This is a genomic window from Brevundimonas sp. SGAir0440, assembly GCF_005484585.1.
In the GTDB taxonomy this organism is placed as follows: Bacteria; Pseudomonadota; Alphaproteobacteria; order Caulobacterales; family Caulobacteraceae; genus Brevundimonas.
Window position 1 is genome coordinate 1,671,605 of record NZ_CP039435.1, and the last position, 24,807, is coordinate 1,696,411.

22 protein-coding genes and 1 tRNA gene are annotated in these 24,807 nt (G+C 66.4%); 15 read left to right on the forward strand and 8 right to left on the reverse strand.

The window, feature by feature from the left end:
* Window positions 1–63: 63 nt before the first annotated feature.
* Window positions 64–468, forward strand: a complete 405-nt coding sequence (locus tag E7T10_RS08210) for a hypothetical protein (RefSeq protein ID WP_210416066.1) — start codon at window positions 64–66, stop codon at window positions 466–468.
* Here E7T10_RS08210 and E7T10_RS08215 read toward each other — a convergent pair whose 3' ends face one another.
* Entirely contained in the window at window positions 469–1,104 is a 636-nt protein-coding gene (locus tag E7T10_RS08215) for a DUF938 domain-containing protein (protein ID WP_137721425.1), read from the reverse strand.
* A 195-nt stretch (window positions 1,105–1,299) separates the two neighbouring features.
* Here E7T10_RS08215 and E7T10_RS08220 point away from each other — a divergent pair, with 195 nt between their 5' ends.
* Complete coding sequence (locus tag E7T10_RS08220) at window positions 1,300–3,147, forward strand: phosphoenolpyruvate carboxykinase (GTP) (protein WP_137721426.1); 1,848 nt, start codon at window positions 1,300–1,302, stop codon at window positions 3,145–3,147.
* 48 nt (window positions 3,148–3,195) lie between these two features.
* Window positions 3,196–4,209, forward strand: coding sequence for an FAD-binding oxidoreductase (locus tag E7T10_RS08225; RefSeq protein ID WP_246845966.1), 1,014 nt, complete (start codon window positions 3,196–3,198; stop codon window positions 4,207–4,209).
* Here the strand turns inward: E7T10_RS08225 and E7T10_RS08230 are convergent.
* The gene (locus tag E7T10_RS08230; protein ID WP_137721427.1) at window positions 4,206–4,940 is read right to left on the reverse strand and encodes a TonB family protein; all 735 of its coding nucleotides are present in this window, start codon (window positions 4,938–4,940) and stop codon (window positions 4,206–4,208) included. The two genes, E7T10_RS08225 and E7T10_RS08230, sit on opposite strands and share 4 nt — an antisense overlap.
* Window positions 4,941–5,106: 166 nt before the next feature.
* Between E7T10_RS08230 and E7T10_RS08235 the strand changes: the two genes are divergently transcribed.
* A complete protein-coding gene (locus tag E7T10_RS08235) occupies window positions 5,107–5,904 on the forward strand; it encodes a transglycosylase SLT domain-containing protein (protein ID WP_137721428.1) in 798 nt (265 codons plus the stop codon).
* Window positions 5,905–5,992: 88 nt separating this feature from the next.
* Complete coding sequence (locus E7T10_RS08240; protein ID WP_137721429.1) at window positions 5,993–7,132, forward strand: DUF2336 domain-containing protein; 1,140 nt, start codon at window positions 5,993–5,995, stop codon at window positions 7,130–7,132.
* 53 nt (window positions 7,133–7,185) lie between these two features.
* On the opposite strand, the gene E7T10_RS08245 is transcribed toward E7T10_RS08240, so the two are convergent.
* From E7T10_RS08245 to E7T10_RS08255, 3 genes are all read right to left on the reverse strand, one after another.
* Window positions 7,186–7,662: an Hpt domain-containing protein gene (locus E7T10_RS08245; RefSeq protein WP_168189913.1), complete on the reverse strand. Its 477-nt coding sequence runs from the start codon at window positions 7,660–7,662 to the stop codon at window positions 7,186–7,188.
* Window positions 7,663–7,723: 61 nt separating this feature from the next.
* Complete coding sequence (locus tag E7T10_RS08250) at window positions 7,724–8,476, reverse strand: NAD kinase (RefSeq protein ID WP_137721431.1); 753 nt, start codon at window positions 8,474–8,476, stop codon at window positions 7,724–7,726.
* Window positions 8,477–8,549: 73 nt separating this feature from the next.
* On the reverse strand, window positions 8,550–9,674 hold the full coding sequence (locus tag E7T10_RS08255; RefSeq protein ID WP_137721432.1) for a DUF2336 domain-containing protein: 1,125 nt from the start codon (window positions 9,672–9,674) through the stop codon (window positions 8,550–8,552).
* Between the two features lie 173 nt (window positions 9,675–9,847).
* Here E7T10_RS08255 and E7T10_RS08260 point away from each other — a divergent pair, with 173 nt between their 5' ends.
* From E7T10_RS08260 to E7T10_RS08275, 4 genes are all read left to right on the forward strand, one after another.
* The gene (locus E7T10_RS08260; RefSeq protein ID WP_137721433.1) at window positions 9,848–10,612 is read left to right on the forward strand and encodes a class II aldolase/adducin family protein; all 765 of its coding nucleotides are present in this window, start codon (window positions 9,848–9,850) and stop codon (window positions 10,610–10,612) included.
* A gap of 38 nt (window positions 10,613–10,650) precedes the next feature.
* On the forward strand, window positions 10,651–11,382 hold the full coding sequence (locus E7T10_RS08265) for a hypothetical protein (RefSeq protein ID WP_210416068.1): 732 nt from the start codon (window positions 10,651–10,653) through the stop codon (window positions 11,380–11,382).
* 112 nt (window positions 11,383–11,494) lie between these two features.
* Complete coding sequence (locus tag E7T10_RS08270; protein ID WP_137721434.1) at window positions 11,495–12,598, forward strand: efflux RND transporter periplasmic adaptor subunit; 1,104 nt, start codon at window positions 11,495–11,497, stop codon at window positions 12,596–12,598.
* Window positions 12,598–15,804: an efflux RND transporter permease subunit gene (locus tag E7T10_RS08275; protein WP_210416227.1), complete on the forward strand. Its 3,207-nt coding sequence runs from the start codon at window positions 12,598–12,600 to the stop codon at window positions 15,802–15,804. The genes E7T10_RS08270 and E7T10_RS08275 overlap by 1 nt, the downstream gene beginning before the upstream one ends.
* Window positions 15,805–15,808: 4 nt before the next feature.
* Here E7T10_RS08275 and E7T10_RS08280 read toward each other — a convergent pair whose 3' ends face one another.
* Entirely contained in the window at window positions 15,809–16,312 is a 504-nt protein-coding gene (locus E7T10_RS08280; protein ID WP_137721436.1) for a cytochrome c family protein, read from the reverse strand.
* A 151-nt stretch (window positions 16,313–16,463) separates the two neighbouring features.
* On the opposite strand from E7T10_RS08280, the gene E7T10_RS08285 reads away from it, so the two are divergent.
* From E7T10_RS08285 to E7T10_RS08295, 3 genes are read left to right on the forward strand one after another with little or no spacing between them, the layout of a single operon-like run.
* Window positions 16,464–16,730, forward strand: a complete 267-nt coding sequence (locus E7T10_RS08285; RefSeq protein ID WP_137721437.1) for a FeoA domain-containing protein — start codon at window positions 16,464–16,466, stop codon at window positions 16,728–16,730.
* Entirely contained in the window at window positions 16,730–18,598 is a 1,869-nt protein-coding gene (locus tag E7T10_RS08290; protein ID WP_137721438.1) for a ferrous iron transporter B, read from the forward strand. The genes E7T10_RS08285 and E7T10_RS08290 overlap by 1 nt, the downstream gene beginning before the upstream one ends.
* 33 nt (window positions 18,599–18,631) lie before the next feature.
* Window positions 18,632–19,396: an A24 family peptidase gene (locus tag E7T10_RS08295; RefSeq protein WP_137721439.1), complete on the forward strand. Its 765-nt coding sequence runs from the start codon at window positions 18,632–18,634 to the stop codon at window positions 19,394–19,396.
* On the opposite strand, the gene E7T10_RS08300 is transcribed toward E7T10_RS08295, so the two are convergent.
* Window positions 19,393–20,019, reverse strand: coding sequence for a TetR/AcrR family transcriptional regulator (locus E7T10_RS08300; protein ID WP_137721440.1), 627 nt, complete (start codon window positions 20,017–20,019; stop codon window positions 19,393–19,395). The two genes, E7T10_RS08295 and E7T10_RS08300, sit on opposite strands and share 4 nt — an antisense overlap.
* A 21-nt stretch (window positions 20,020–20,040) precedes the next feature.
* Window positions 20,041–20,116: transfer RNA gene (locus tag E7T10_RS08305), tRNA-Thr, on the reverse strand.
* Between the two features lie 211 nt (window positions 20,117–20,327).
* Here E7T10_RS08305 and uxaC point away from each other — a divergent pair.
* From uxaC to E7T10_RS08320, 3 genes are read left to right on the forward strand one after another with little or no spacing between them, the layout of a single operon-like run.
* A complete protein-coding gene (uxaC, locus tag E7T10_RS08310) occupies window positions 20,328–21,743 on the forward strand; it encodes a glucuronate isomerase (protein ID WP_137721441.1) in 1,416 nt (471 codons plus the stop codon).
* Window positions 21,740–23,209, forward strand: coding sequence for a mannitol dehydrogenase family protein (locus tag E7T10_RS08315; RefSeq protein ID WP_137721442.1), 1,470 nt, complete (start codon window positions 21,740–21,742; stop codon window positions 23,207–23,209). Before uxaC ends, E7T10_RS08315 begins: the two co-directional genes overlap by 4 nt.
* A gap of 3 nt (window positions 23,210–23,212) precedes the next feature.
* Complete coding sequence (locus tag E7T10_RS08320; protein WP_137721443.1) at window positions 23,213–24,712, forward strand: UxaA family hydrolase; 1,500 nt, start codon at window positions 23,213–23,215, stop codon at window positions 24,710–24,712.
* Window positions 24,713–24,807: the final 95 nt, after the last annotated feature.

Genomic DNA, 24,807 nt, shown 5'->3' on the forward strand with positions numbered 1-24,807 from the left:
GCAGGCCCCCGTCGCACTGGCTACAACCGTCCTGTTCCTACCCGTCTGCGCATGGGGCTGGTGATGCGGCGTGACATGGCGTTTGGCGAGTTAGGCGACGTGGAGGGCGCGTTGCGGGCCGAGGGCGTGGGCCTGGCCCCGATCTCGACGGGCGACGCCAGCCTGATCGCCGGCGGCGTGACCGTGCTGGCCACCGCAACGGCCAAGGACATCGCCGAGGGGCGTCTGAAGGGTCTGGTCGTGCCAGGCGGTTCGACGGACGAGGCGTCGCTGGCGGCCGTGCGGTCGCTGATCGACCTGGCGCGCGCCAACGGCCTGACGGTCATCGCCTTCGCGGACGGCGTCGCGCTGGCGGCCGATAGCTTCGGCGTGTCAGTCAATGCCGAGGGCGCGGTGTTCAAGGACGGGGGAGTGACCCTGCTGAACGAGCGAGCCGAGTTGTCGAAGCTGGTCGGCGCGATCGTCTGATCAGACGGCGCGAAACAGCAGGATCAGGTTGTTCGCCGGCATCTGAACCCGCAGCGTGGCCGCAAGGCCATGCGAGCGTGCGAGGGCCTCGACCATTTCGCGATCACGCAAACCCCAGTCTACGTTTCGCGCCTTCAGACTGGCGTCGAAGACCGCGTTCGACTCCGCCAGCGGAACCTCGAACTCGCGGTAGGGGCCATAAAGCGCCAGCAGGCCGCCGGGGCGTCTCAAGACCCGACCGGCCAGATCCATCAGCCCCTCGGTCGCCGACCAGGGGCTGATGTGCGTCATGTTCGCACAATAGAGAGCGTCGAACGTCTCGGTCGACCAAGTCATCGGGTCGCCGGCGTCGAGGGCCAGCGGCGGGTTCAGGTTCGACGCAGCGAGTTGGCGGCTCCAGGCGGCGATGCTGTCGCGGGCCTGGTCGCTGGGGTCGCTAGGCGTCCAATGGAGATCCGGCAGGGCGGCGGCGAAGGCGGCGGCGTGTTCGCCCGATCCGGACGCGATCTCGAGCACCGATCCACGCGCCGGCAGATGGGCGCGGAGCACGCGAAGAATCGCCTCGGCGTTTCGGCGCGCGGCCGGCGAGGTAAGCGCGCCGTCAGGCAGGACAGTGAGCGAATCCAGTGTTTGCACAGGCCCTTCTATCGCTCCGACGGCGCTCTCGCATCTGCGATCTTTTGCCGAAGACACCGGTGGACATCGGCGCTTTCGTGCGTGGTTTGACGTGGCGGAAACGACGGCGCATTCCGCTTGTAACAGTGCGTGATCGTTATGTGTCGAGTCATGGCGGCGTCAGATCGCCGGGCTCTTTTTGCTCAGGAGACGTCCTTGTCCAATCCTTCCACGCCCGGCTTGCGCCCGGCGCCCACCGCTCATGCCGGGCTGATCGCCTGGGTCGAGCAGATCGCCGCCCTGACCAAGCCCGCCAAGGTCCATTGGTGCGATGGCTCCGAGGCCGAGAAAGACGCCATCACCGCCGACCTGCTGGCCAAGGGCACGCTGAAGGCGCTGGATCAGACCAAACGGCCGGGCTGCTACTACGCCGCCTCCGATCCCCGCGACGTCGCGCGCGTCGAGAGCCGCACCTTCATCTGCTCGGATGACCAAGCTGACGCCGGCCCGACCAACAACTGGGCCGATCCGATCGAGATGCGTGAGCGTCTGGACGGTCTGTTCGACGGCTGCATGGCCGGGCGGACGATGTATGTCGTCCCGTTCTGCATGGGCCCGCTGGGGTCCGAGATCAGCGCCCTGGGCGTCGAGATCACCGACAGCGGCTATGTCGCCCTGTCGATGGGGGTGATGACCCGGATGGGCAAACCGGCGCTGGATCAGTTGGGCGACACGGGCGTCTTCGTACCGGCCGTCCATACGCTGGGCGCGCCGCTGGCCGACGGTCAGGCGGACGTCGCCTGGCCGTGCAACGACGACAAGTGGATCGTGCATTTCCCGGAGACGCGGGAAATCTGGTCCTACGGTTCCGGCTATGGCGGCAACGCCTTGTTGGGCAAGAAATGCTACGCCCTGCGCATCGCCTCGATCATGGCCCGCGACGAGGGGTGGCTGGCCGAGCACATGCTGATCCTCAAGCTGACGGATCCGAAGGGCCGGGCGAAATACGTCGCCGCCGCCTTCCCCAGCGCCTGCGGCAAGACCAACTTGGCCATGCTGCAGCCCAGCCTGCCTGGCTGGACCGCCGAGACCATCGGCGACGATATCGCCTGGATGCGGTTCGGCGATGATGGGCGGCTGTATGCGGTCAATCCCGAGGCCGGCTTCTTCGGCGTCGCGCCGGGCACCAGCCGCAACACCAACCATAATGCGCTGGAGACCTTGGCCTCCAACACCATCTTCACCAACACCGCCCTGACCAGCGATGGCGATGTATGGTGGGAGGGTCTGACCAAGGAGACGCCCGAAGGCCTGACCGACTGGAAGGGCCGTCCGCACGATCCCGCGTCCGGCGAACCCGCCGCCCACCCCAACGCCCGTTTCGCTGCGCCCGCCAGCCAATGCCCGGCTATCGCGCCCGAGTGGGAAGATCCCAAGGGCGTGCCGATCGACGCGATCCTGTTCGGCGGCCGCCGCGCCAGCGCCGTGCCGCTGGTGACCGAAGCCTTCGATTGGGAGCACGGCGTCTTCATGGGCTCGACCGTGGCGTCTGAAGGCACCGCAGCGGCCGAGAATAAGGTGGGCGAACTGCGCCGCGATCCTTTCGCCATGCTGCCCTTCTGCGGCTACAACATGGGCGACTATTTCGCCCACTGGCTGAAGATGGGGCAAGGGCGAGACGCCTCGAAACTGCCGCGCATCTTCTTCGTCAACTGGTTCAGAAAGGATCAGGACGGCCGCTTCGTCTGGCCCGGTTTCGGCGACAATGCGCGCGTGTTGAAGTGGATCAGCGAGCGGATCGACGGCGAGGCCGAGGCGGTCGATACGGCGGTCGGGCGCGTGCCGTCAGTCACGGCCTTGGACCTGTCAGGCCTGGACCTGACGCCGGCGCAGTTGTCGACCCTGCTGGACGTGGATGCGGCCGTCTGGGCCGAAGAGGCGGCGCTGATCCCCGACTTCTATCGCCAGTTCGGCGATCGACTGCCGACCACCCTGTGGAACCAGCACGCGGCCCTGGTCGCGCGTTTGGATGACGCCGGCGCGGCCTCGATGGCGGCGGAATAGGCGAAAGCCATCTTGCAATAGGGGCGTCGCGGGTCGATCAGACGGCCCGTGACGTCTTCCTCTCCCATCGTGATTATCGGCGCGGGCGTGCTGGGCCTCTGCACGGCGTTCGAACTGCATCGGCGCGGGCGGACCGTGTTGGTGGTCGATCCCGGCGAGGTGAACGCCTCGCTCGTGGCTGCGGGGATGATCGCCCCGGCGATGGAATCGGCCATCGACGACGCGTCGGTTGATCGCGCGCGGCTGTTTAGGGCAGGCCGTGATTTGTGGCCCGCGTTCGCGACGGCGGCCGACATCGCTCTGGCGCATCGACCCGCCGAATGGCGAGGCGGCGATGTGAAGGGGATGGAGACGCGGTTGCGCGCGCTGGGCTTCGACGCGCGGCGCGATGGCGCCAGCGTCACGACCGATGACGATTATCAGGTCGAGCCGACACAGGCTCTGGCGGCGCTAAGGCAGGCGCTGGGCGAGGCTGTCGTAGCTGGGACGGTGACGGCAATCGCCCGCACCCATGGCGGCTGGCGGCTCGAAGTCGGCGATCAGTGGCTGGATGCGGAGGCGGTCGTACTGGCCACCGGCGCCGGGGACGCGATCGCCGGTCTGCCCCAGACCGCGCGCCGTTTGATCGCGGAGATCCAGCCGATCCGGGGACAGATCGGCGTGGCAGCCGGACATCTTGTCGATCATGTCTTGCGCGGGCCGGGCGCCTATGTCGCGCCAATGGCGTCTGGCGCGGTCATCGGAGCGACGATGGAGCCGGGGCGGCGGGACACGGCGCCGGACGCCGAGACGTCCGAACGCCTGACCCAGGCGGCTTGGGCTGCGCTGGGTCGGTCGCCTGAGCCGCTGTCTATCGAATGGCGCGTCGGCATCCGGGGCGCGACGGCGGATGGTCTGCCGCTCGCGGGCGCGGCGCCTGGTGCAGAGGGTCTGTTCATGGCCTTGGCTCCGCGTCGAAACGGCTGGCTGCTGGGGCCCTTGGTCGGCGCCGTGGTCGCCGATGCGATCGAGGGGCGGACGGCGTCGCCGCACGCCCGCGCCCTCGACCCTGGTCGGTTCTAGCCCTCCATCGCGAACCGGACGGTGAAGTTGACGGTCGCGCCGTCGACGGGGCGACCGTCCACGGTGCGCGGGTTCATGCGGAACGACCGCGTCAGGCTCTGCGCGGCGCGGCCGAAGCCCTGGCCGCTCGGTGTCTCTCCCACGACCCGGCAGCCGTTCAGGCCGCCGTCTGCATTGACCACGCAACTGAGCGTGGCTGAACCCGGCGTGCCGTTCTCTGCGGCGCGGGTCGGATAGGCGCGCGCCATCTGCGCCGCCGAAGGCCGGCTGGCCCAAGACGGATTGTTGATCACCGACGGCGGACGCGGCGGCGTCTCGACGGTCGCCGTGCCGCCCTCGACGCCGGTGGGGGCAGTGCTGACGATCACTTGTCCGGGCGGCGCCGTGTTGAACGAGTTCTCTGGCGGGGTGAGTGCGATTGTCGGCACATCGACAGGAACGGTCAGCGCCGGCTTGTGGATTGGCGTCGGCGGGGCGGCCGTAACCGTGGGTGGGAGCGGCTTGGGCTCTGGCAGCCTTTGGAAGACGATATCGATGGGATCATCGGGCTTCACTGTTGGCGTCAGCCCGCTCAGCTCGAACCGTTGATTATAAAGCGCCACCCCCGCCGCAACGTGCAGGACCACCGAGATGCCGATGGCGCCCAGCATCCATCGCGGGATAGGTTTCTTGCGTTCCCCGAAGTCGATCGGGCTGATCAAGCCGGGACCACCGGCAGCACGGATCATCATAACGTCACTCCCTCGTTCACCGCCCCCGCAGCGCCCGTAACTGGAAGTTGAGCGCGCAGCTTGTGGCGGCTTTACGGCGAAGTTTTCGCGTTCGACGAAGGTCGAGGCGTTAACGCGGCCGTTAAGAATTAAGAGTTGGTTAACTACGTTCGCCGACTCTTCGCACATGGGTATCGGAGCGATTCCATCGACAGGCGGGGTAGAGGCGGCCATCCGGCGCGCGTCGAACACCGTCGGCGTGGACTATGACTTCCTTGTCAAGACCGCGCGGCGCGAGAGCGCGATGAACCCATCGGCCAAGGCCCCGACCTCGTCGGCCGCCGGCCTGTTTCAATTCATCGAGCAGACCTGGCTGGGCACGGTCAAGCAGCATGGGGCCCAGCACGGCTATGGCCAGTACGCCGATCTGATCCATCGCGGGTCGGACGGACGTTGGCGCGTCGAGGGTTCGGCGCGCAACGTGGTGTTGGACCTGCGGTTCGATCCCCATGCCGCCTCGACCATGGCTGCCGAGTTGACGGCGTCCAACGCCGCCTATCTGCGCGGCCGCACGGGCAAGGAACCGGGCGCGGGCGATCTGTATGCGGCTCATTTCCTGGGACCCGCTGGGGCCGCCGGGTTGATGGAGGCGATGGATCGCAATCCGGGCGGCAGCGCCGCAGCCCTGTTCCCGGACGCCGCGCGGGCCAATCGCAGCATCTTCTATCGCAATGGACGCGCCGCCACGGTCGCCGAGGTCCACGCCAATCTGCAGCGCACAGCCGGCGACGGCGCACCCGCAGCGGGGGCGGGCGAGGCGAAATACGCCGTGCCGAACCTGAGCGACAAGGACCAGATGCTGGCCGCGCGTCTGGATCGGCTGAAGCAGGATCAAGGGCTGCTTGCGCTACTGCTCGGTCAGGACGGATCGTCGAGCAGCGGCTTCGGCGGCGCTTTCTCGCCAAATGGCAAGGGAACAACCTGAGTCGTTGCATTGCAACCGATGGTAAACCGCCCGTTAAGCATGGCAGTCTCATTCTGGGATCAACGTCCGATTCCATCATGAGCCGTCCATGACCGCCTTCCGCGCCCGCCTGACAGAAGTGGACATTCGACGCCTGATTAAGGCGACGGACGACGATGAGCGGGCCGAGGCGGCGCACAAGCTGTGCCGCAACATGGAGCGCGCGGAACTGAATGAGGACGACCGGGCGGCGGCGCAGAAAATCCTGCGTCTGCTGGCCAATGACGCGGCCGAACTGGTGCGTCGCGCCATGGCCGTCACGCTGAAGGCGTCCGATCTGATTCCCAATGACGTGGCCCGCAAGCTGGCCGGCGATCTGGACAGCATCGCCCTGCCGATCATCGCTTCCTCGCCGGCGTTCAGCGACGAGGATCTGATCGAGATCGTGCGCGCCGGATCGGTCGTGCGTCAGGTCGCCGTGGCGGGGCGGGCGCGGGTGTCGCGCGATGTCGCGACCGTGCTGGCGGCCGAAGGATGTGAGCAATCGGTTCGCACCCTGGCGGCCAACGACAACGCCGACCTGTCCGAAGGCGCGCTGGCCACCGTCGTCGATCGTTTCGCCGAAGCGCCCGAAGTCCTGACCGCCGTGGCCTATCGCCAGGTCCTGCCGCTGCATGTGACAGAACGGTTGATCCAACTGGCCAGCGAGGCGGTGCGCGAACATCTGATCAGCCATCACGCTGTGGCGCCGGAAACCGCGATCCGTCTGGCCCAATACTCTCGTGAGCGGATGACGGTGGATCTGGTCGATCAGGCCAGCGTCAGCACCGATCTGGCGGCCTTCATGGCCCAGCTGAACGCCCGTCGCGTCCTGAACGCTTCTCTGCTGTTGCGCGGACTGGCGCGGGGTCAGATGGCGATGTTCGAATATGGGCTGGCCGAACTGGCCAACACGCCGCACCACCGTGCCTGGTTGATGGTGCATGACGCCGGTCCGCTGGGGCTGAAGGCCATCTATGATCGCGCGGGTTTGCCGCCGCGCCTGTTTCAGGCCTTCCGTGCGGGCGTCGACACCTGGCGTGCGCTGGCGGCGGAGGGGATCGATACGTCGAGCGCCTATTTCCGTGATCAGATGCTGGAGCGGTTCCTGACCCAGCGTCCGGCCGTCCTGCGGGATGATCTGGCCTATCTGATGGAGCGGCTGGATCAGTCGCCGTCGCTCAGCCTGGCCGCCGCCAACGCGGCCTAAGAAAAAAGGCCCGCCGGAGACGACGGGCCTTTCGCAAACGGCTGGAGGGACGATCAGCCTGCGAGGTGATCTGCGACGCGGGCTTCCAGAGTCTCGGCCAGAGCGCGGCCGGTCGGATGTTCGTCGGTCTTGATCTGGTCGCGGACGACGGCGCGGATGGCGTCGATGTGCGCGTCCAGGATGGCGATGGGCGCAGTCATGCGGCGATCGGCGTCGTCCAGCATCTTGCACAGCGAACCGGCGATGCGCGTCACCAGCGGATACTCATAGGTCGTGCCCAGGCCCTTCAGATCATGAGCGCGGAAATACAGGGCCTCGGCGGTGGCGGGGGTGTAGCCCTGCTCACGGATGTCGGCCTGGGCCTTGTCCAGCTTGACGATCTCGTCGTTCAGCCATTGGCCGAACTGGGCCGACATGGCTTTCAGCGCCTCCTCAGCCTTGGCGATGGCGTCGGCGTTGATGCCGAAGCCGCCGCCGACCTTGAGCCGCAGCGAGTTGGTCGGAGGGGTGATCTGCGCCGGATTGCTCATGGCGGGCTCCATAGGACGTTCAGGCCAAGATACGGTAGCGGGCTTAAGAAGCCGTGACCAATCAGTTGGCGAACTGTTCGGCCATCACCCGTTCGTCGAACGACCGGCCCGCATCGAAGAGCATGGTCAGGGTGACGTCACGACGCTCGCGCACCTCGACGCGGGCGACGCGGCGGACCTCGAAGTTGTCGGCGGTCGCCGAAACCGGGCGTTTGTCGGCCTCCAAGACCTCGAACCGCACCTTGGCGCCGTGCGACAACAGGGCGCCGCGCCAGCGACGGGGCCGGAAGGCGCTGATCGGCGTCAGGGCCAGGATGCGGGCGTCCAGAGGAATGATCGGGCCGTGTGCGGACAGATTGTAGGCGGTGGATCCCGCCGGCGTGGCCACAAGGCAGCCGTCGCAGGACAGTTCTTCAAGCCGCACGCGCTCATCGACGGTGATCCGCAGTTTGGCCGACTGGCGTGTCTGGCGCAGCAGCGAAACCTCGTTGATGGCAAGGCCGGTGTGGACCTCGCCGCTTTCGGTCCAGGCGTCCATCTGAAGCGGGTGGATGACCGTTCTTTCGGCCGTCGCGATCCGCTCCAGCAGACCGTTCTCGTCATAGTCGTTCATAAGAAAGCCGACGGACCCCCGGTTCATCCCGTACACCGGCGTGCGCATGCGCAGGTTACCGTGAAGGGTTTCCAGCATCTGCCCGTCGCCGCCCAGGGCCACGATCACATCGGCCTCGTCTTCGGGCACGGCGCCATAGCGAGCGATCAAAGCCTTGCGCGCCGCCTGGGCTTCGGGCCGGTCGCTGGCGACGAAGGCCAATCGCGGCGATGACGGCAGGGGAGTGGAGCTTGACTGAGTCACTTGGCGACGTGGCCCGAGCTTGGGCGCAGAGTCAAACGGTCGCGGGCTTGTGCATCATCTGATGGAAGGCGCGAGAGGCGGCGTGCGCGCTCATCGGCGTCGCCTTCCAGCCGCCGTCGGCAGGCATTCCGCCCGAAAGCTTGCGCACCTCGACCAAGAGGGAGGCGAAGACGGCCTTGTCCACGCCCACGGCGATGCAGGCTAGGTAAAGCGGCTCGGCGGTCGGCGCGCGGATGGCGTGATGCACCTGGGCCTCGCTGAAGCCGCCCAGGACCGCCAGGGTTTGTTCAAACAGTTCGAAACGCTGTTCTCGCAGCGCGCGGACCAGCAGGCCGGGACGCAGCTGGCCGGCGGATTGAAGCTTTTCCACCAGTCGTCGTTCCGCGTCGATACGTGTGCGATCCTCGGTCATCCGGGCGGGCATGGCGCGCCAGTCCGGGCTGCCGACGGCCTTCGCCGCCGCGTCCTGAACCGCCGCGTTCAACTGGGCGTCGTCGATGCGGAAGCGTTCGCCGATCGATTGGCGCAGAGTCTGGCCGACCCATTGATAAAGCTGCTGAGCCAACTGTTCGTTCAGCCTGGGGTGGCGCGTCAGCGGCGCGCGCAGGCCCGCGATGCGGCGGGAGTGATCGACCAGCTTGCGCATGGCCTCCTCGCCAATGTCGGCCGTGCGGTTGGACGCCAGCGCCGTCATGGTGACGGGTTCGGCGCGATCGACGATCGTGTCCACGACCGGCCGCGCCAACTGCGGGCGCCGGGCGACGGCGATCTGATGCTCCAGCGTCGCCTCGATCAGCAGGCGTATCAGGTCGGCGTTTTGAAGAAGCGGGCTGGAGGTGATGACCGGGCGGGCGATCTCGATTTCATCCAAGGCCAGCATATTGACCAAGGCGGGCGGTGCCCAGTCGACGCCCGCGATCCGTTCGGACAGGGCCAGTCGAATATCCCGCTCGGCCTGGGCCGTCAGAGCGAGGAAGATGTCACTGAGAAGCGGCGCGACCTTGGGCGGCGGCGGATTGGATTCACACAGCGCGGTGACCTTCAGCAGCAAGCGCTGACGGTCGTCGGCCGAACGGCTGCTGGCCAGCGCCAGAAGCTCAGACACAGTCCGGTCGTCCCAGGCGTCGCGGGGCGGCTCCAGTTGAACGACAGACAAGGCGGCTCCCCGAACCGACGACGATGCTTAACCATATGCTTGCGTGATGAAGACCGGGTTAAGCAAGGCGGCTGCAGCGGGTGACGTGACGTCAACGGCGGCCGTGTCGGCTTGACGACGCGACCGCGCGGGGTGACGGTTTGTGAAAGCCCATCCAGAGGCAGGAGGAAATCATGGCGGACGGCACCAGTCCCTCGATCAAGTCGCGCGTGTCCGAAGCTGAATGGCAGGTCCGCGTCGAGCTGGCGGCCCTCTATCGGCTCGTCGCCCTGAACGGTTGGGACGACATGATCTTCACCCATATCTCGGCGCGCGTGCCCGGGCCGGAGCATCATTTCCTGATCAATCCCTACGGCTTCTACTTCGACGAGATCACGGCCTCGTCGCTGGTGAAGGTCGATCTGGAAGGGAATATCGTCCAGGACACGCCCTATTTCATCAATCCGGCAGGCTTCACGATCCACTCGGCCGTACACGCCGCGCGCGAGGACGCCAAGTTCGTCATTCATCTGCATACGGTGAACGGGGTGGGCGTTGCGGCTCAGGCTGATGGTTTGCTTCCCGTCAGTCAGAACGCGTGTTTACTACAGCATCAGGTTGCGTATCATGGGTACGAGGGGTTGGCCCTGAACCATGACGAGCGCGAACGTCTGGTCGCCGACCTGGGGGACAAACCGCTGATGCTGCTGCGAAACCACGGCACGCTGGCGGTCGGGGAAACGGCGGCTCAGGCATGGATCGGCATCTTCTTCCTGGAGAGGGCCTGCGCGCAGCAGGTTGCAGCGCTATCCGGCGGGCGCGAGCACATCTTGTTGGCGCCGGACGAGGCGCAGGCCGAGACCAAGGAACAGGGGCGCGGCATCGGCTTCATCTCTTCGCTGGCTTGGCCGGGCGCGCTGCGCCAGCTGGATCGCAAGTCGCCGGGCTACGACGCCTAAATCCCTTCGTCGCGGGGGCGCTGGCCCTTGCGGCGTTGATGCCGACCCAAGCGCTCGCCGGCGCCTGGACCCAGCCGAAGGGCAGGGGCCAGGCAATCGTCAAATACGAGCGGCTGAGCGCCGACACCGGCTTCGACGCTGCTGGCGAGGAACGTGATCTGCCTGGGCGGCGGCGTGACGCGACATTGGGCGTGTTCGCCGAATACGGCGTGTCGGATCGGCTGACGCTTCAGCTGAAGGCTGACTGGCAGGACGGCGAGGACGCCTTCGTCGATTACAGCGGGCGCGGCCCCATCGAGATCGGCGCGACCTGGCAGGTCTGGCGCGACGATCGAAACGCGGTCAGCCTTTACGGCGGCTATACCCAGGCCGGAGAGGGGCGCAATGCCGGCTATGCCGCGCCGGGCGTCGGCGATCACGATTGGGAAGCGCGAGTCTCGGTTGGCCGGTCCCTCGGCGACATGGGCGAGCGCTGGGGAATGGACGGCGCATTCGTCGAGCTTCAGGCCGCACGCCGTCTTCGCGACGGCCTGCCGGATGAAACCCGTATCGACGCCACGGCGGGCGCCCGGATCGGCGAAGATTGGATGGTGCTGGGTCAGGCGTTCGGCGGCGCGGCCGACGGCGGCGCGCGTTGGCTGTCGCTGGAAGCCTCGGTCGTGCGCGATTTCGGTGCGTGGAGCATGCAGGCCGGATGGAGACAAACCGTCGCAGGCCAGGAGATCCCCATCAGTCGCGGGCCCGTTCTTGCGATCTGGCGAAGATTTTAGGGAAGATTTCTGCGACGGAAAATGTGATCCGGCACGTTACTGATACGTAACATTGCGCGCACTTCATTACCCGGTAATGCATGCGGCGTCCCCCTGATCGAGAGACCCCCGCGTGATCAAACGTCACTTCTTCCTTGTCGCCGCCGCTGTCTTGCTTGCTCTGATGGTCGTCGCCGCCATCGTCAAAGTCTCCGCTGGAGATGAAAAGAAGGCGGCAGGGCCGGGCGGCGGTCGCGGACGCGGGGCGCAGCAGGTGTCCGAGGCCGTCGTGGCGCAGCGACCCTTCTCGGACCAGGTTCGCGTCTTGGGCGTGGCGCGCGGCGAGCGCTCGGTGAACGTCACTTCCTCGACCACCGAACTGATCACCCGCGTCCTGTTTGCGGACGGCCAGTACGTCTCGGCCGGCGCACCGTTGGTCGAGCTTCAGGCGCGCGAGGAAGACGCGGCCATTATCGAGGCCCGCGCCAACGTCAATCAGGCCCAGCGTGAATACGATCGTTACAAGGCCTTAGCCGACCGGGGCGTCGCGCCCCAGGTCATGCTGGAACAGGCCGAGACCGCGCTCGAAACCGCCCAGGCGTCGTTGCAGGCGGCCCAGGCCCGTCGCGGCGACCGGGTGATCCGTGCGCCCTTCTCCGGTCGTGTCGGTCTGACGACGGTGACGCCCGGCACGCTGATCAACCCGGGCGCGGTGATCACGACGCTGGATGACACCTCGACGATCCGCGTCGATTTCCCCCTGCCTGAGCGTTATCTGAACCTGCTGCGTCCCGGCGCCCAGTTGACCGCGACGGCAGACGCGTATGGCGACGAGCCGTTCACGGGTCGGATCGCCCTGATCGACACGCGCGTCAACGAAACGACCCGCGCCGCAACCGCGCGCGCGGAGTTCCCCAACCCCGGCGGTCGCATCCGTCCCGGCATGTTGATGCGTGTGGCGGTCCAGCAGGGCCAGCGTCAGAGCGCCGCCGTGCCCGAGTCGGCCGTGCAATATGAAGGCGCCGGCGCCTTCGTCTATCGCATCGCGCCCGGCCAGAACGGCTCCACCGCCCAGCGGGTCGAGGTCGAGACCGGGGCCGTCGAGAACGGCTTTGTTGAAATCCTGTCCGGCATAGAGGCCGGCGACCGCATCGTCGGATCGGGCCTGAACCGCATTCAGCCGGGCGCGCCAGTCAGCGTGGGCGGCCAGGGTCGCAAGTCGGGCGCCGGCAAATGATGCTGTCCGACGTCTCGGTCCGGCGGCCCGTCTTCGCGGCCGTCGCGGCCATCGTGCTGTGCGTCATCGGCGCCGCGGCCTTCTTCTTCCTGCCCGTGCGCGAACTGCCGGACGTCGATCCGCCCATCGTGTCGGTCAACACCAGCTACGCCGGCGCCTCGGCCGAGGTCATCGAGAGCCGCATCACCGAGCCGGTGGAGCAGCAGATCGCCGGCATCCAGGGCGTCGAACGTATCAACTCGACCAGCCGCGACGGACGCTCCAATGTGAACATCGAGTTCTCGCTGGACCGCAATATCGACGACGCCGCCAACGATGTGCGCGACCGCGTCAGCCGCGTGGTCGGCCGCCTTCCGGACCAGGCCGACCCGCCGGAGGTGGCCAAAGCCGATTCCGACAGCCAGCCGATCATCATCGTCTTCCTGCGCTCGACCAGCATGAACCGGCTTCAGCTGACCGATTACGCTGACCGCTATCTGATCGACCGGATGGCGACGGTGCCCGGCGTGGCCCAGGTCAACATCTATGGCGAGCAGCGCTATTCGATGCGCATCTGGCTGGATTCCGCGGCCATGGCGGCGCGGGGTCTGACGGTCAACGACGTCGAGACGGCCCTGACGAACCAGAACGTCGAACTGCCCGCCGGCTCGCTGGAATCAACAGACAAGGACTACACCGTCCGCGTGGCGCGCACCTACGCCCTGCCGGAGGACTTCCGCCAACTGCCCATCGGCACGCGCGGCGCGGCCTCGACCTCGGCGACGGTCGCCACAGGAACGGGCAGCGGATCGTCGGCCATCATCCAGGGGCAGCCCACCTATGTGACGCGGCTGGGCGATATCGCCCGCGTCGAGGAAGCGCCAGAGGAAGACCGGCGTCTGTTCCGCGGCAACGGCATGGATCAGATCGGCTTGGCGGTGACTCGTCAGGCGCAGTCGAACGACCTCGCCATCTCGGACGGGGTCCACAAGATGATCGAGGAAATCCGGCCGACCTTGCCGCCGGGCGTGACCATCGAGGTCGGATCCGACAACTCGGTCTTCACCTCGCACGCGATCGACGAGGTCTGGATCACCATCGGCATCTCCATGGCCCTGGTGGCCCTGGTGAACTTCATCTTCCTGGGCAGTCTGCGGGCCGCGCTGATCCCGTCCATCGTGGCGCCGATCTGTCTGCTGGCGACCTTCATCGTCCTGGCGCCTCTTGGCTTCTCGCTGAACCTGCTCACGCTGCTGGCCCTGGTTCTGGCCATTGGTCTCGTGGTCGATGACGCCATCGTGGTTGTCGAGAACATTCAGCGTCGTCTGGACCACGGCGAGCCGCCGCTGGTCGCCGCCGAGCGTGGCGCGCGCCAGGTCTTCTTCGCGGTCGTGGCCACCACCATCGTCCTGCTGTCAGTGTTTGCTCCGCTGCTGTTCCTGCCGGGCTATGTCGGACGTCTGTTCGTCGAACTGGCCGCAGCGATCGCGGCGGCTGTGGCCTTCTCCGCTTTTCTGGCCCTCAGCCTGTCGCCGATGCTGGCCTCCAAGATTCTGCGACCTGCACATGGCGGCGGCTGGGTGGCGCGCAGGGTCGATTGGGGCATGGATCGGCTGAAGTCGTCTTATGGTCGGTCGCTGGACATGCTGTTGGGCCGTCGCATCGCCGTGATCGGCGTCGGCGCCCTGATCCTGCTGGTGGCCGCGGGCGCGGGCGGCATCTTCCTGACCCTGCCCAACGAACTGGTGCCGGACGAGGATCGCGGCCGGGTCACCGTGCGCGTCGCCGGTCCCGAAGGCGCGGGCTTCGACTACACCCGCAAGATCATGCTGGGGCTGGAGCCTCTGCTGGCCGAATACAAGACCAGCGGCGAGGCCGACAGCTATCTGGTGTCCGCGCCCGGCTTCGGCGGCGGCAGCTTCAACTCCGGCAACGCGGTCCTCACGCTCGCCGACTGGTCCAAGCGCGACCGCTCGGCGGCCGAGATCGCTCAGGAACTGAACGGCAAGCTGCGCGGCCAGACGGGCGCCCAGGTCAACGCCTCGACCCCCGGCGCCTTCCAGCGGGGCGGCGGCAACTCCAACTCCATCGAGCTGATCGCGACCGGCAGCGACTATCAGCAGATCTACGCCTGGCTTCAGCCCATGCTGGCCGCCGCCCAGGCCAACCCCGGCTTCTCGCGTCCACGCTTGAACTATGAGCCGAACTCGCCGCGTCTGCTGGTCGATGTCGATCCGCAGAAAGCCGCCGCGCTGGGCGTTTCGTCCCAGTCGATCGGCCGCACGCTGGAGACCATGTTCGGCTCTCGCCGCGCCACGACCTACATCAAGGGCGGTCAGGAATACGATGTCATCCTGCAGACCGAGCGCGACAATCGTCGCGAGGTCGCCGATCTGGAAGCCCTGTATGTCGCGACCGGGGGTGGCCAACTGGTGCCCCTGTCGGCCGTCGTCACGACCAAGACCAGCGGCGACACCCCGGACCGTCGCCGTCTGGATCGGCAGCGCGCGATCTCCCTGCAGGCCGACCTCAATCCCGGCACCACGATCGACGACGCGATTCAGTTCCTGAACGCCGAGGCTGCCAAGCAGCCGCAAGGCGCCGTCGTCACCCAGTGGGGCGGCGCGGCGCGCGACCAACAGGAGGCGGGCGGGGCGGTGCTCGCGGCCTTCGGTCTGGCGCTTTTGCTGGTCTTCCTGGTTCTGGCGGCCCAGTTCGAAAGCTGGATCACGCCTGCGGTCATCATGCTGACGGTGCCGCTGGCGGCGGCGGGCGGGCTTTTCGGCCTGCTGATGGCGGGCTCCAGCCTGAACATCTACAGTCAGATCGGCCTGATCATTCTGATCGGGGTGGCGGCCAAAAACGGCATTCTGATCGTCGAGTTCGCCAATCAGCTGCGCGACCAGGGCCGCTCGATCCGTGAGGCGATCATCGAGTCGTCGTCCTTGCGTCTGCGTCCGATCATCATGACCTCGATCGCAACCGCATTCGGCGCCCTGCCGCTGGTGCTGTGGCAAGGCGCGGGCGCAGGCAGCCGTCAGACAATCGGCGTGGTGATCTTCACCGGCGCCATCTTCGCCACCGTCCTGACCCTGTTCGTGGTCCCGGTGATCTATGGCGTTCTGGCGCGCTTCACCAAGTCGCCGGAATGGACCGCCCGCAAGATCGAGGAGTGGGAAGCCCAGGAACTGCGCGAAGGCGGCCCCAAGGAACTGCCCGAGGCCTGACGGATCAGGAGGCGGGCGCCGGCTCTGCCTTGTAGCCCGTCTCCACCTTCAGGAAGGCGATCACGTCGCGGCGATCCGTGGCGTCGGGCAGGCCCGGGAAGGTCATCTTGTTGCCGGGCAGGAAGGTGCGCGGGTTTTCCAGCCAGTGATCCAGCTTCTCAGCGTCCCAGGTGAAGGTCGCCGTGCGCATGGCGTTGGAATAGTTGTAGCGCGGACGATCGCCCGCCTTGCGGCCGAACACGCCGTACAAGTTCGGACCCGCCATGTCCGGCCCGCCTTCGCCAATGGTGTGGCAGGCGCGACAGCGCGCAAACGCCCGACGCCCGTTCTCGAGATCGCCCGCATTGTAGGGGGCGGGAAGGGAGGCCAGCAGTGTCGCCTTTTCCGCATCCGTCAGCACGTGAACTGGCGCGGCAGGCGTGGTCGCGGACGGCTCGCCCTGGCCACAGGCGGCAAGGGTCAAAAGCGGGGCCAGAAGAAGGGGGGCGACGAGGGCGTGGCGGGTCATGGCGGCTTCCTGTTTGCCTTGTGATAGCGCAACGCACCGGCGCGGCAATTGGTCAAGCTGTCCTGCTGGACGTAGCCCCCTCGCACCTGATAATCAGTGTCAAAGAAACGCGGAGCCGTGGGGGAGCGGCCTCGCCCGTGCGAGCGTAGAATTGACCGACACCATCAAGTTGAGCCAGGCCCGACGCGGCGATCGCGGCGTCATCGTTCAGGTGGGCGCCCATTGTCACCATCAGGGCGAGGCGGTCGAGCTGGAACGCCGTCTGCTGGAACTGGGCTTTGTCGAAGGCGCGCAAATCGAACTGCTGCACGAAGGTCTGTTCGGACGCGACCCCATCGCCATGAAGGTGGACGACATGCGCGTGGCCCTGCGTCGCCACGAGGCGGAAAGTCTGTCGATCCGGCTGGACGCCGCCTGATGGACGTTGCGCTGAAGACGGCTCGCGTCGCGCTGGTCGGCAATCCCAATAGCGGAAAGACGGCTCTGTTCAACGCCCTGACCGGCGCCCACCAGAAGGTCGCCAACTACGCGGGCGTGACGGTGGAGCGCAAGGAAGGCCTGATCCGCGCCGCCTCGGGCCGCACGATGTCGGTGCTGGACCTGCCCGGCACCTATTCCCTGCGCGCCCGCAGCCCGGACGAGGAGGTCACGCGCGACGCTGTGCTGGGGCGATTGGTCGGCGAGACGCCGCCCGACGTGGTGGTCTGCGTCGCCGACGCCACCAATCTGCGCCTGGTCCTGCGCCTGATTCTAGAACTGAAGGCCGTCGGTCGGCCGATGGTTCTGGCGTTGAACATGTACGACATCGCTCAGCGCCAGGGCCTGCGCATCGATCTGGATCGACTGCGCGCCGAACTGAGCGTGCCGATCATCACCACCGTGGCCACGCGCAAGCGCGGCATCGACGATCTGGTCGCCGCGATAGAGGACCAAGCCGCCGTCGCGGCCGTGACCGAAAGCGAATGGCGCAGTCCGGACGCCGCCGAACTGCGCGCCGCCGCCCGCGAAGCCGAGCGCATCATGAAGGCCTGTGTCCGTCCGCCTGAACGGCCGGATACGCTGACCGGCAAGATCGACTCGGTGCTGCTGCATCCGGTCGGCGGGCTGCTGATCCTGTTCGCCCTGCTGTTCGTGATGTTCCAGGCCGTGTTCAGCTGGGCCGCGCCCGTAATGGACGGGATTGAGGCCGGCATCGCCGGGTTGGGCGGCTTGGTCGCCAACGTCCTGCCTGACGGTCTGCTGCAAAGCCTGATTGTGGACGGGATCATTTCCGGCGTCGGCAGCGTGCTGGTGTTCCTGCCGCAGATTCTGATCCTGTTCCTGTTCATCATCGCGCTGGAAGACTTCGGCTATATGGCCCGCGCGGCCTTCCTGATGGACAAGATCATGGGCGGCGCGGGGTTGCACGGTCGGGCCTTCATCCCGCTGCTGTCCAGTTTCGCCTGCGCCATTCCCGGCGTCATGGCGGCGCGGGTGATCGATTCTCGGCGCGACCGCCTGACCACCATCCTGGTCGCCCCGCTGATGACCTGCTCAGCGCGCATCCCGGTCTATACGCTGATCATCGCCGCCTTCATTCCGAATGAGACGGTCTGGGGCTTCGCCAATCTGCAGGGCGTTGTGATGTTCGGCCTCTACGCCGCCGGCATCGTCAGCGCCCTGATCGTCTCCCTGCTGATCCGCAAAGTGTTCTGGCGAGGGGCGGTCGAGCCCTTCATGATGGAGCTTCCGGCCTATAAGACGCCGGACCTGCGCAGCGTCGGCTTCAATCTGTGGCTCCGGGCCAAGATCTTCCTGAACCGCGCGGGCCGCATCATCCTGCCGTTGGTGATCATCTTGTGGGTGCTGGCGACCTTCCCCTATCCGCCCGAGAACGCGACCCTGCCGGCCATCGACTATTCGTTCGCGGGCATGATCGGCCGTGCTCTGGAGCCGATCTTCGCGCCCATCGGCTTCAACTGGCAAATGGTGATCGCCCTGATCCCCGGCATGGCGGCGCGCGAGGTCGCGGTGGCGGCGCTGGGCACGACCTACGCCATCGCTGACGCCGAGAATGCGACGGGCCTTCTGGCTTCGACACTGGCGTCGCAATGGTCGCTGGCGACAGCCTTGTCGTTCCTGGCCTGGTACATCTTCGCGCCCCAGTGCGTGGCGACGCTCGGCGTCGTACGGCGCGAGACCAACTCGCTGAAATGGACCTGGATCATGATCGGCTACATGTTCGGTCTGGCCTATCTGGCGTCGCTGGTGACCTATCATGTGGCGGTGGCGCTCGGAGGCGGTTAAGCCTGAGCGGTTCGTTGCCGTCTGGACGCCCTGATGAATCCTGTACTCGCCGCCGCCGTCATGGGCGGGCTGGGCCTGATTGTCGGCAGTTTCATCGCCGCCGTCAGCGTTCGCCTGCCGCGCGACGAGGACATCGTCGTCGCCCGCTCGCGATGCCGGGGCTGCGATCAGACGCTACGTTCCTGGGAGCTTGTGCCGGTCTTCAGCTGGCTTGGTTTGCGCGGGCGGTGTGCGCGATGCCACACGCGGATTTCGCCGCGTTATCCGCTGATCGAGTTAGCTTCGGCCGGCGTCGGCATCTGGGCCGGGGTGTGGGGCGCGACAGGCGGCGCCTCGACATTCATGATCGCCGCCACGGCCGTTCTGGGTTGGCAGCTGTTGCTGATCGCCATCGTCGATGGCGAACATTTCTGGCTGCCGGATAGTCTGACGCTGCCCTTGATCTCGACCGGCGTCACGGTCGCGCTGATTCTGGATTGGGGCCTCGGCTTTTTCCATCTGATTGGCGCGGCGGTCGGTTTTGGCGGACTTTGGCTGGTCGGTTGGCTGTACCAACTCGTCCGCAAGCGTCAGGGACTGGGGGGAGGCGACCCCTTCCTGTTCGCGGGGGCAGGGGCCTGGGTCGGCTGGATGGGCCTGCCCAGCGTGCTGCTGTGGGCCTGCGCGGTCGGGCTCAGTCTCGTCTTCGGTATTTTGGTGGTCCGGCGCAGCGTCAGCGGATCGGAGAAGCTGCCCTTCGGCGTCTTCCTGGCCGTCGGAATCTGGTTGACCTGGCTTTATGGGCCCTTGGGCCTCTAGCGTCCCGTCGTCAGCTTCACGATAATGATGGCCGCCGTATCCAGAATGGCCTCTGGCGTATCGGCCCGCCGCAACAGATCGAAACTGGCCGCCGTCGATTCGGCGATGGAGGCGATCTGGTAGGACGCCAGACGTGGATTGTAATCCCTGGGATGGAGGCCGCTGGCGTGGGCCTGGGCCACGCGCCGTTCGATGGACAGGTGCAGCCGGCGCAAACGGCGCACCCGGCTTTCGACGAAGGCGGCGTCGCCATTGTCGGCCAGCATATGTTCGACACGCAGCACCTGACCGTGGCTGCGCCAGATGGCCATCACGTCCAGAATGAAGGCGCGCGCGATGACGAAGGCCTTGTCGCCCGGCCAGTCGGCCTGGAAATGCGCCGCCAGCCCCTGAAAATCCGTCGCGGCGATCTCGCACAACGCCAGAACAGGTTCTTCGACCGTCTTGAAATAGGTGTAGAAGTTGGAAGGCGATACACCGGCGGCCGAGGCCAGATCGGCGACGCGGATTTCACCGTAATGCCGCTCGTTCAACAGGCGTTGGGTCGCGTCGAGGATCGCCTGGCGGGTTCTGCCCCCTCGCGCACCGATCTTGTGGCCCAGCTTGTTGGTGGTGTCGGCCATGTCCCCGATGGTCGAAAGGCGTGGTGCCGGCTGCAGGAATCGAACCCGCGACATCCAGTTTACAAAACTGGCGCTCTACCAACTGAGCTAAGCCGGCCCGCACGGGCGGTGAGCGGCCCTTATGTCCAGCCTCGCGCCCGGACGCAAGGCGCCAGCGCAGGCTTGCGAAAAATCCGACGTACGACGCTCAATAACAAGCTGAGGCTCGATGAAGGTAACCGGTGTCTTTTTGAGGCCCATGTTGTAGGTTTGTTGGATCAAGATCGAGAGGCGAACCAAGCCTCCGCCACGAGGCCATGAGGAACGCTATGGTTCATCCGCTCAAACTGAACCCCGATCGCCTGTTTCCGGCGGAAGCCGACACCCGGGCGATCGCGCGTCGTCTGTATGGTGAGATCAAGGGGCTGCCGATCATCAGCCCGCATGGCCATACGGACCCGAGCTGGTTTGCGTTGAACGAACCCTTCGCCAATCCGGCCGAACTTCTCATCACGCCCGACCACTACGTCTTCCGCATGCTGCACTCGCAGGGCATGGCGATGGAGGATCTGGGCGTGCCGCGCGCCGATGGCGGGCCGGTCGAGACCGATCCGCGCAAGATCTGGCGGCGCTTCGCCGAGAACTATCACCTGTTCCGGGGGACGCCTTCGCGGATGTGGCACGATTGGGTCTATGCCGAGGCCTTCGGCATCGACGTTCGCCTGTCGGCCGAGACAGCGGATCACTACTACGACGTGATCGATGCGACCCTGAAGACGGACGCCTTCAGGCCGCGCGCCCTGTTTGATCGTTACAATATCGAGGTCCTGACCACGACCGAGAGCCCGCTGGACACGCTGGAGCATCACAGGACCATCGCAGCCTCGGGCTGGAAGGGAAGGGTGCTGACCGCCTATCGCCCGGATCCGGTTCTGGATCCAGACTATGAAGGTTTCCGCGACAATCTGAAAATCCTGGCCGAACAGACCGGCCGCGATACGCTGAGCTGGGACGGATACTTGCAGGCCCTGCGCGACCGGCGCGCCTTCTTCATCGAAATGGGCGCCACCTCGACCGATCACGGCCACCCGACAGCCTTCACTGCCGATCTGCCCAAGGCCGAAGCCGAGGCCCTGTTCCGGCGTGTCTCGACCGCCCCTGCCAGCGCCGCCGACGCTGAACTATTCCGCGGCCAGATGCTGACTGAAATGGCCGCCATGTCGGTCGAGGATGGTCTGGTGATGCAGCTTCACCCCGGCAGCTTCCGTAACCACTCGGCCACCGTCTTCAACCGCTTCGGCCGTGACAAGGGCTGCGATATCCCGACCCAGACCGATTACGTCCGCGCGCTGAAGCCGTTGCTGGATCGGTTCGGCTCGGACAACCGTCTGTCTTTGATCCTGTTTACCTTGGACGAGACCACTTACAGCCGCGAAATTGCGCCGCTTGCCGGCCACTATCCGGCGCTGAAGCTGGGGCCCAGCTGGTGGTTCCATGACAGTCCCGAGGGGATGCGTCGCTTCCGCGAACAGGTCACCGAAACGGCAGGCTTCTACAATACGGTCGGCTTCAACGACGACACTCGCGCCTTCCTGTCCATACCCGCCCGCCACGACGTGGCGCGGCGCATGGACTGCGGCTTCCTGGCCAAGCTGGTGGTCGAACACCGGATGGAGGAGGACGAGGCCCACGAACTGGCTCACGCTCTGACCTATGGCCTGGTCAAGGCGGCCTACAAGCTGTGAGCAGACTGAACCAGGCCACTCTGACGGGTCTGCCCGCCGACGTCGCCGTCCCCGGCTACGACCGCGCCCAGGTGAAGACGGGTGTCGTCCATCTGGGCATCGGCGCCTTCCACCGCGCCCACCAGGCGGTCGTGTTCGATGATGCGATCAGGTCGGGCGATCTGCGCTGGGGCGTGCTGGGCGCTTCGCTTCGGTCGCCCGGCGTACGCGATCAGCTGAATCCGCAAGACGGGCTGTACACCCTGGTCGTGCGTGACGGATCGAACGAGCATCTGCGGGTGATCGGCGCCTGTGCGGGCGTGATGGTCGGGCCGGAGAACCCCGCCGCCTTGGTCGCCGCCATGGCCGACGCCGATGTCCATATCGTCACCCTGACCGTGACCGAGAAGGGCTATCGCCTCGATCCGGCGACCGGCGACCTGCTTTTGAGCGACGCTGATGTCTCGGCCGATCTGGTTGACATCGCCGCGCCCCGTACCGCGCCTGGATTCATCGTCGCGGCGTTGCAGGCGCGAAGGGCGGCGGGGCGGAAGCCCTTCACCGTCATCAGTTGCGACAACCTTCCCCATAATGGCAAGCGTATCCGTGCCGGAGTCATCGCCATGGCGCGCCGGATCGACCCGTCGCTGGCGGACTGGATCGAGGCCGAGGGAGCCTTCCCCCAGACGATGATCGATCGGATTGTCCCGGCGACCACCTCCGACGACATCGTCCGGCTGACCGCGCGTCTCGGAGTCGAGGACCGGGGCATGGTCAAGGCCGAACCCTTCACCCAGTGGGTGATCGAGGACTGGTTCGCCGGCGAGCGGCCCGACTTCGCGTCTCTCGGCGTGCAACTGACCGACGCGGTCGAGCCGTGGGAGGACGCCAAGCTGCGCCTTCTGAACGGCGCACACTCAGCCATCGCCTATCTGGGCGCCTTGTCGGGCTATGAACATGTCCACGAGGTTGTCGCGGCGCCGGCTTTTCGCGCCTATGTCGAGGCCCTGTGGGACGAGGCCGAAACCACGCTAAACCCGCCGCCAGGTCTGGACATCCCCGCCTATCGTGAGGCGCTGATGGCCCGGTTCTCCAATGCGGCCCTGATGCACCGCACGCGCCAGATCGCCATGGACGGCTCGCAGAAACTGCCCCAGCGCCTGCTGGCCGGGGCCGCCGAACGTCTGGCGGCGGGGCAGGGTATCGACGCCATGGCCTTGGGTGTCGCCGCCTGGATGAAATGGCAATTGGGCGTGACCGAAAGCGACGAAATCTTCGTCGTCGACGATCCTCTGGCGGGCAAAACCTCTGAACTGTTGGCCGACGCTCACACTGATCAAGCGCGCGTTTCGGCCTTACTGAGCTTGTCCGCCGTCTTCCCGCCCGCGCTGGCGGGTGGCGACCGGTTCGCCGTAGCGGTCACGTCCGCCTATCTGTCGCTCAGCCAGAACGGCGCCGCCGAGGCCGCGCGTCTGGTCGCGGAGTAGTCTATGTCTCGCGTCCTGATACTGAACCCCGCCGATGACGTCGCCATCGCCCTGGACGACATCGCCAGCGGCGATACGCCCGATGGCCTGAACGCCTCGGCGCGCGCTGACATCGCGACCGGCCATAAGATCGCCCGTCACGCGGTGGAGCCGGGTGGTCTGGTCCGCCGCTACGGTCAGGTGATTGGGCGCGCGAAGGTCGCCATCGCTGCCGGCGATCATGTCCATATTCACAACCTGGCCATGGCCGAGGAAGGACGTGAAGCTGAGGTCGGGGCCGACTTGCGTCCGCCGGCGCCGTTGTCTGGCGCGACGTTCAACGGCATCGTTCGCCCGGACGGTCGAGTCGGCACGCGCAACTACATCGGCGTCCTGACCAGCGTGAACTGTTCGGCCACCGTGGCGCGCCGCATCGCCGACGCCTTCCCGGACTCCAGCCTGCCTGCGGGCGTCGATGGCGTGGTCGCATTCACCCATCAGGGAGGTTGCGGCGGCTCGTCACTCAGCAGCGACGTGACGCTGCTGCAGCGGACTTTAGCGGGCTATGCGAAGCATCCGAACTTTCATGCCATCCTGATCGTGGGTCTGGGCTGTGAGGCCAATCAGATTCCCGCTTGGCTGGCTAACGAAGGCCTTCAATCCGGCCCGCGGCTGCGCACCCTGACGATCCAGGAGGCGGGCGGCACGGCCCGGGCGATCGAGGCCGGGATCGACATCGTTCGCGACCTGGTCGCCGAGGCGGCGCAAGTCCAGCGCCAACCTGTTTCCGCATCTCACCTGACTGTCGGTCTGCAATGCGGGGGTTCGGACGGCTGGTCCGGCGTCACCGCCAATCCGGCCTTGGGCGCAGCTGTCGATCTGCTGGTTGCGCACGGCGGCTCGGCCATGCTGTCGGAAACGCCCGAGATCTGGGGGGCAGAACATCTGCTGCTTAGGCGTGCGGCGTCTCAGGATGTGGCGGACAAGCTGAACGCGCGTCTGGCGTGGTGGCGCGATTATGCGGATCGCCATCAGATGGAGCTGAACAACAATCCGTCGCCCGGCAATCTGAAGGGCGGCCTGACGACCATTCTTGAGAAATCGCTAGGTGCGGTGGCCAAGTCCGGTTCGACCCCGCTGGACGACGTGATCGGATACGCCGAACCGCTTCAGGCCAAGGGCCTCAGCTTCATGGACAGCCCCGGTTACGATCCGTGCTCGGCGACGGGCCAGATCGCCTCGGGCGCGAATCTGATCGTCTTCACCACCGGCCGGGGCTCGGTCTTCGGCGCCAAGCCCGCCCCGTCGATCAAGGTCGCCTCCAATGCCAAATTGGCGAACTGGATGGACGAGGACATGGACATCGACGCCTCGCCCGTCCTGACCGGGACTAGCCTGGCCGAGGCCGGCGAAGTCATCTTCCGCAAAATGCTCGATGTCGCGTCAGGCGAGCCGTCCAAATCCGAGGCCCTCGGCATCGGCGACAACGAGTTCGTGCCCTGGCAGGTGGGAGCGTATTTGTAGAGGCGGCGAGGGATCCGAAAACCTCAATCGTCGCTTTTTGCCTGAGTAAAAAGAAGGCCCGGAGCCGTTCGCTCCGAGCTTTTAGTTTGTCACGC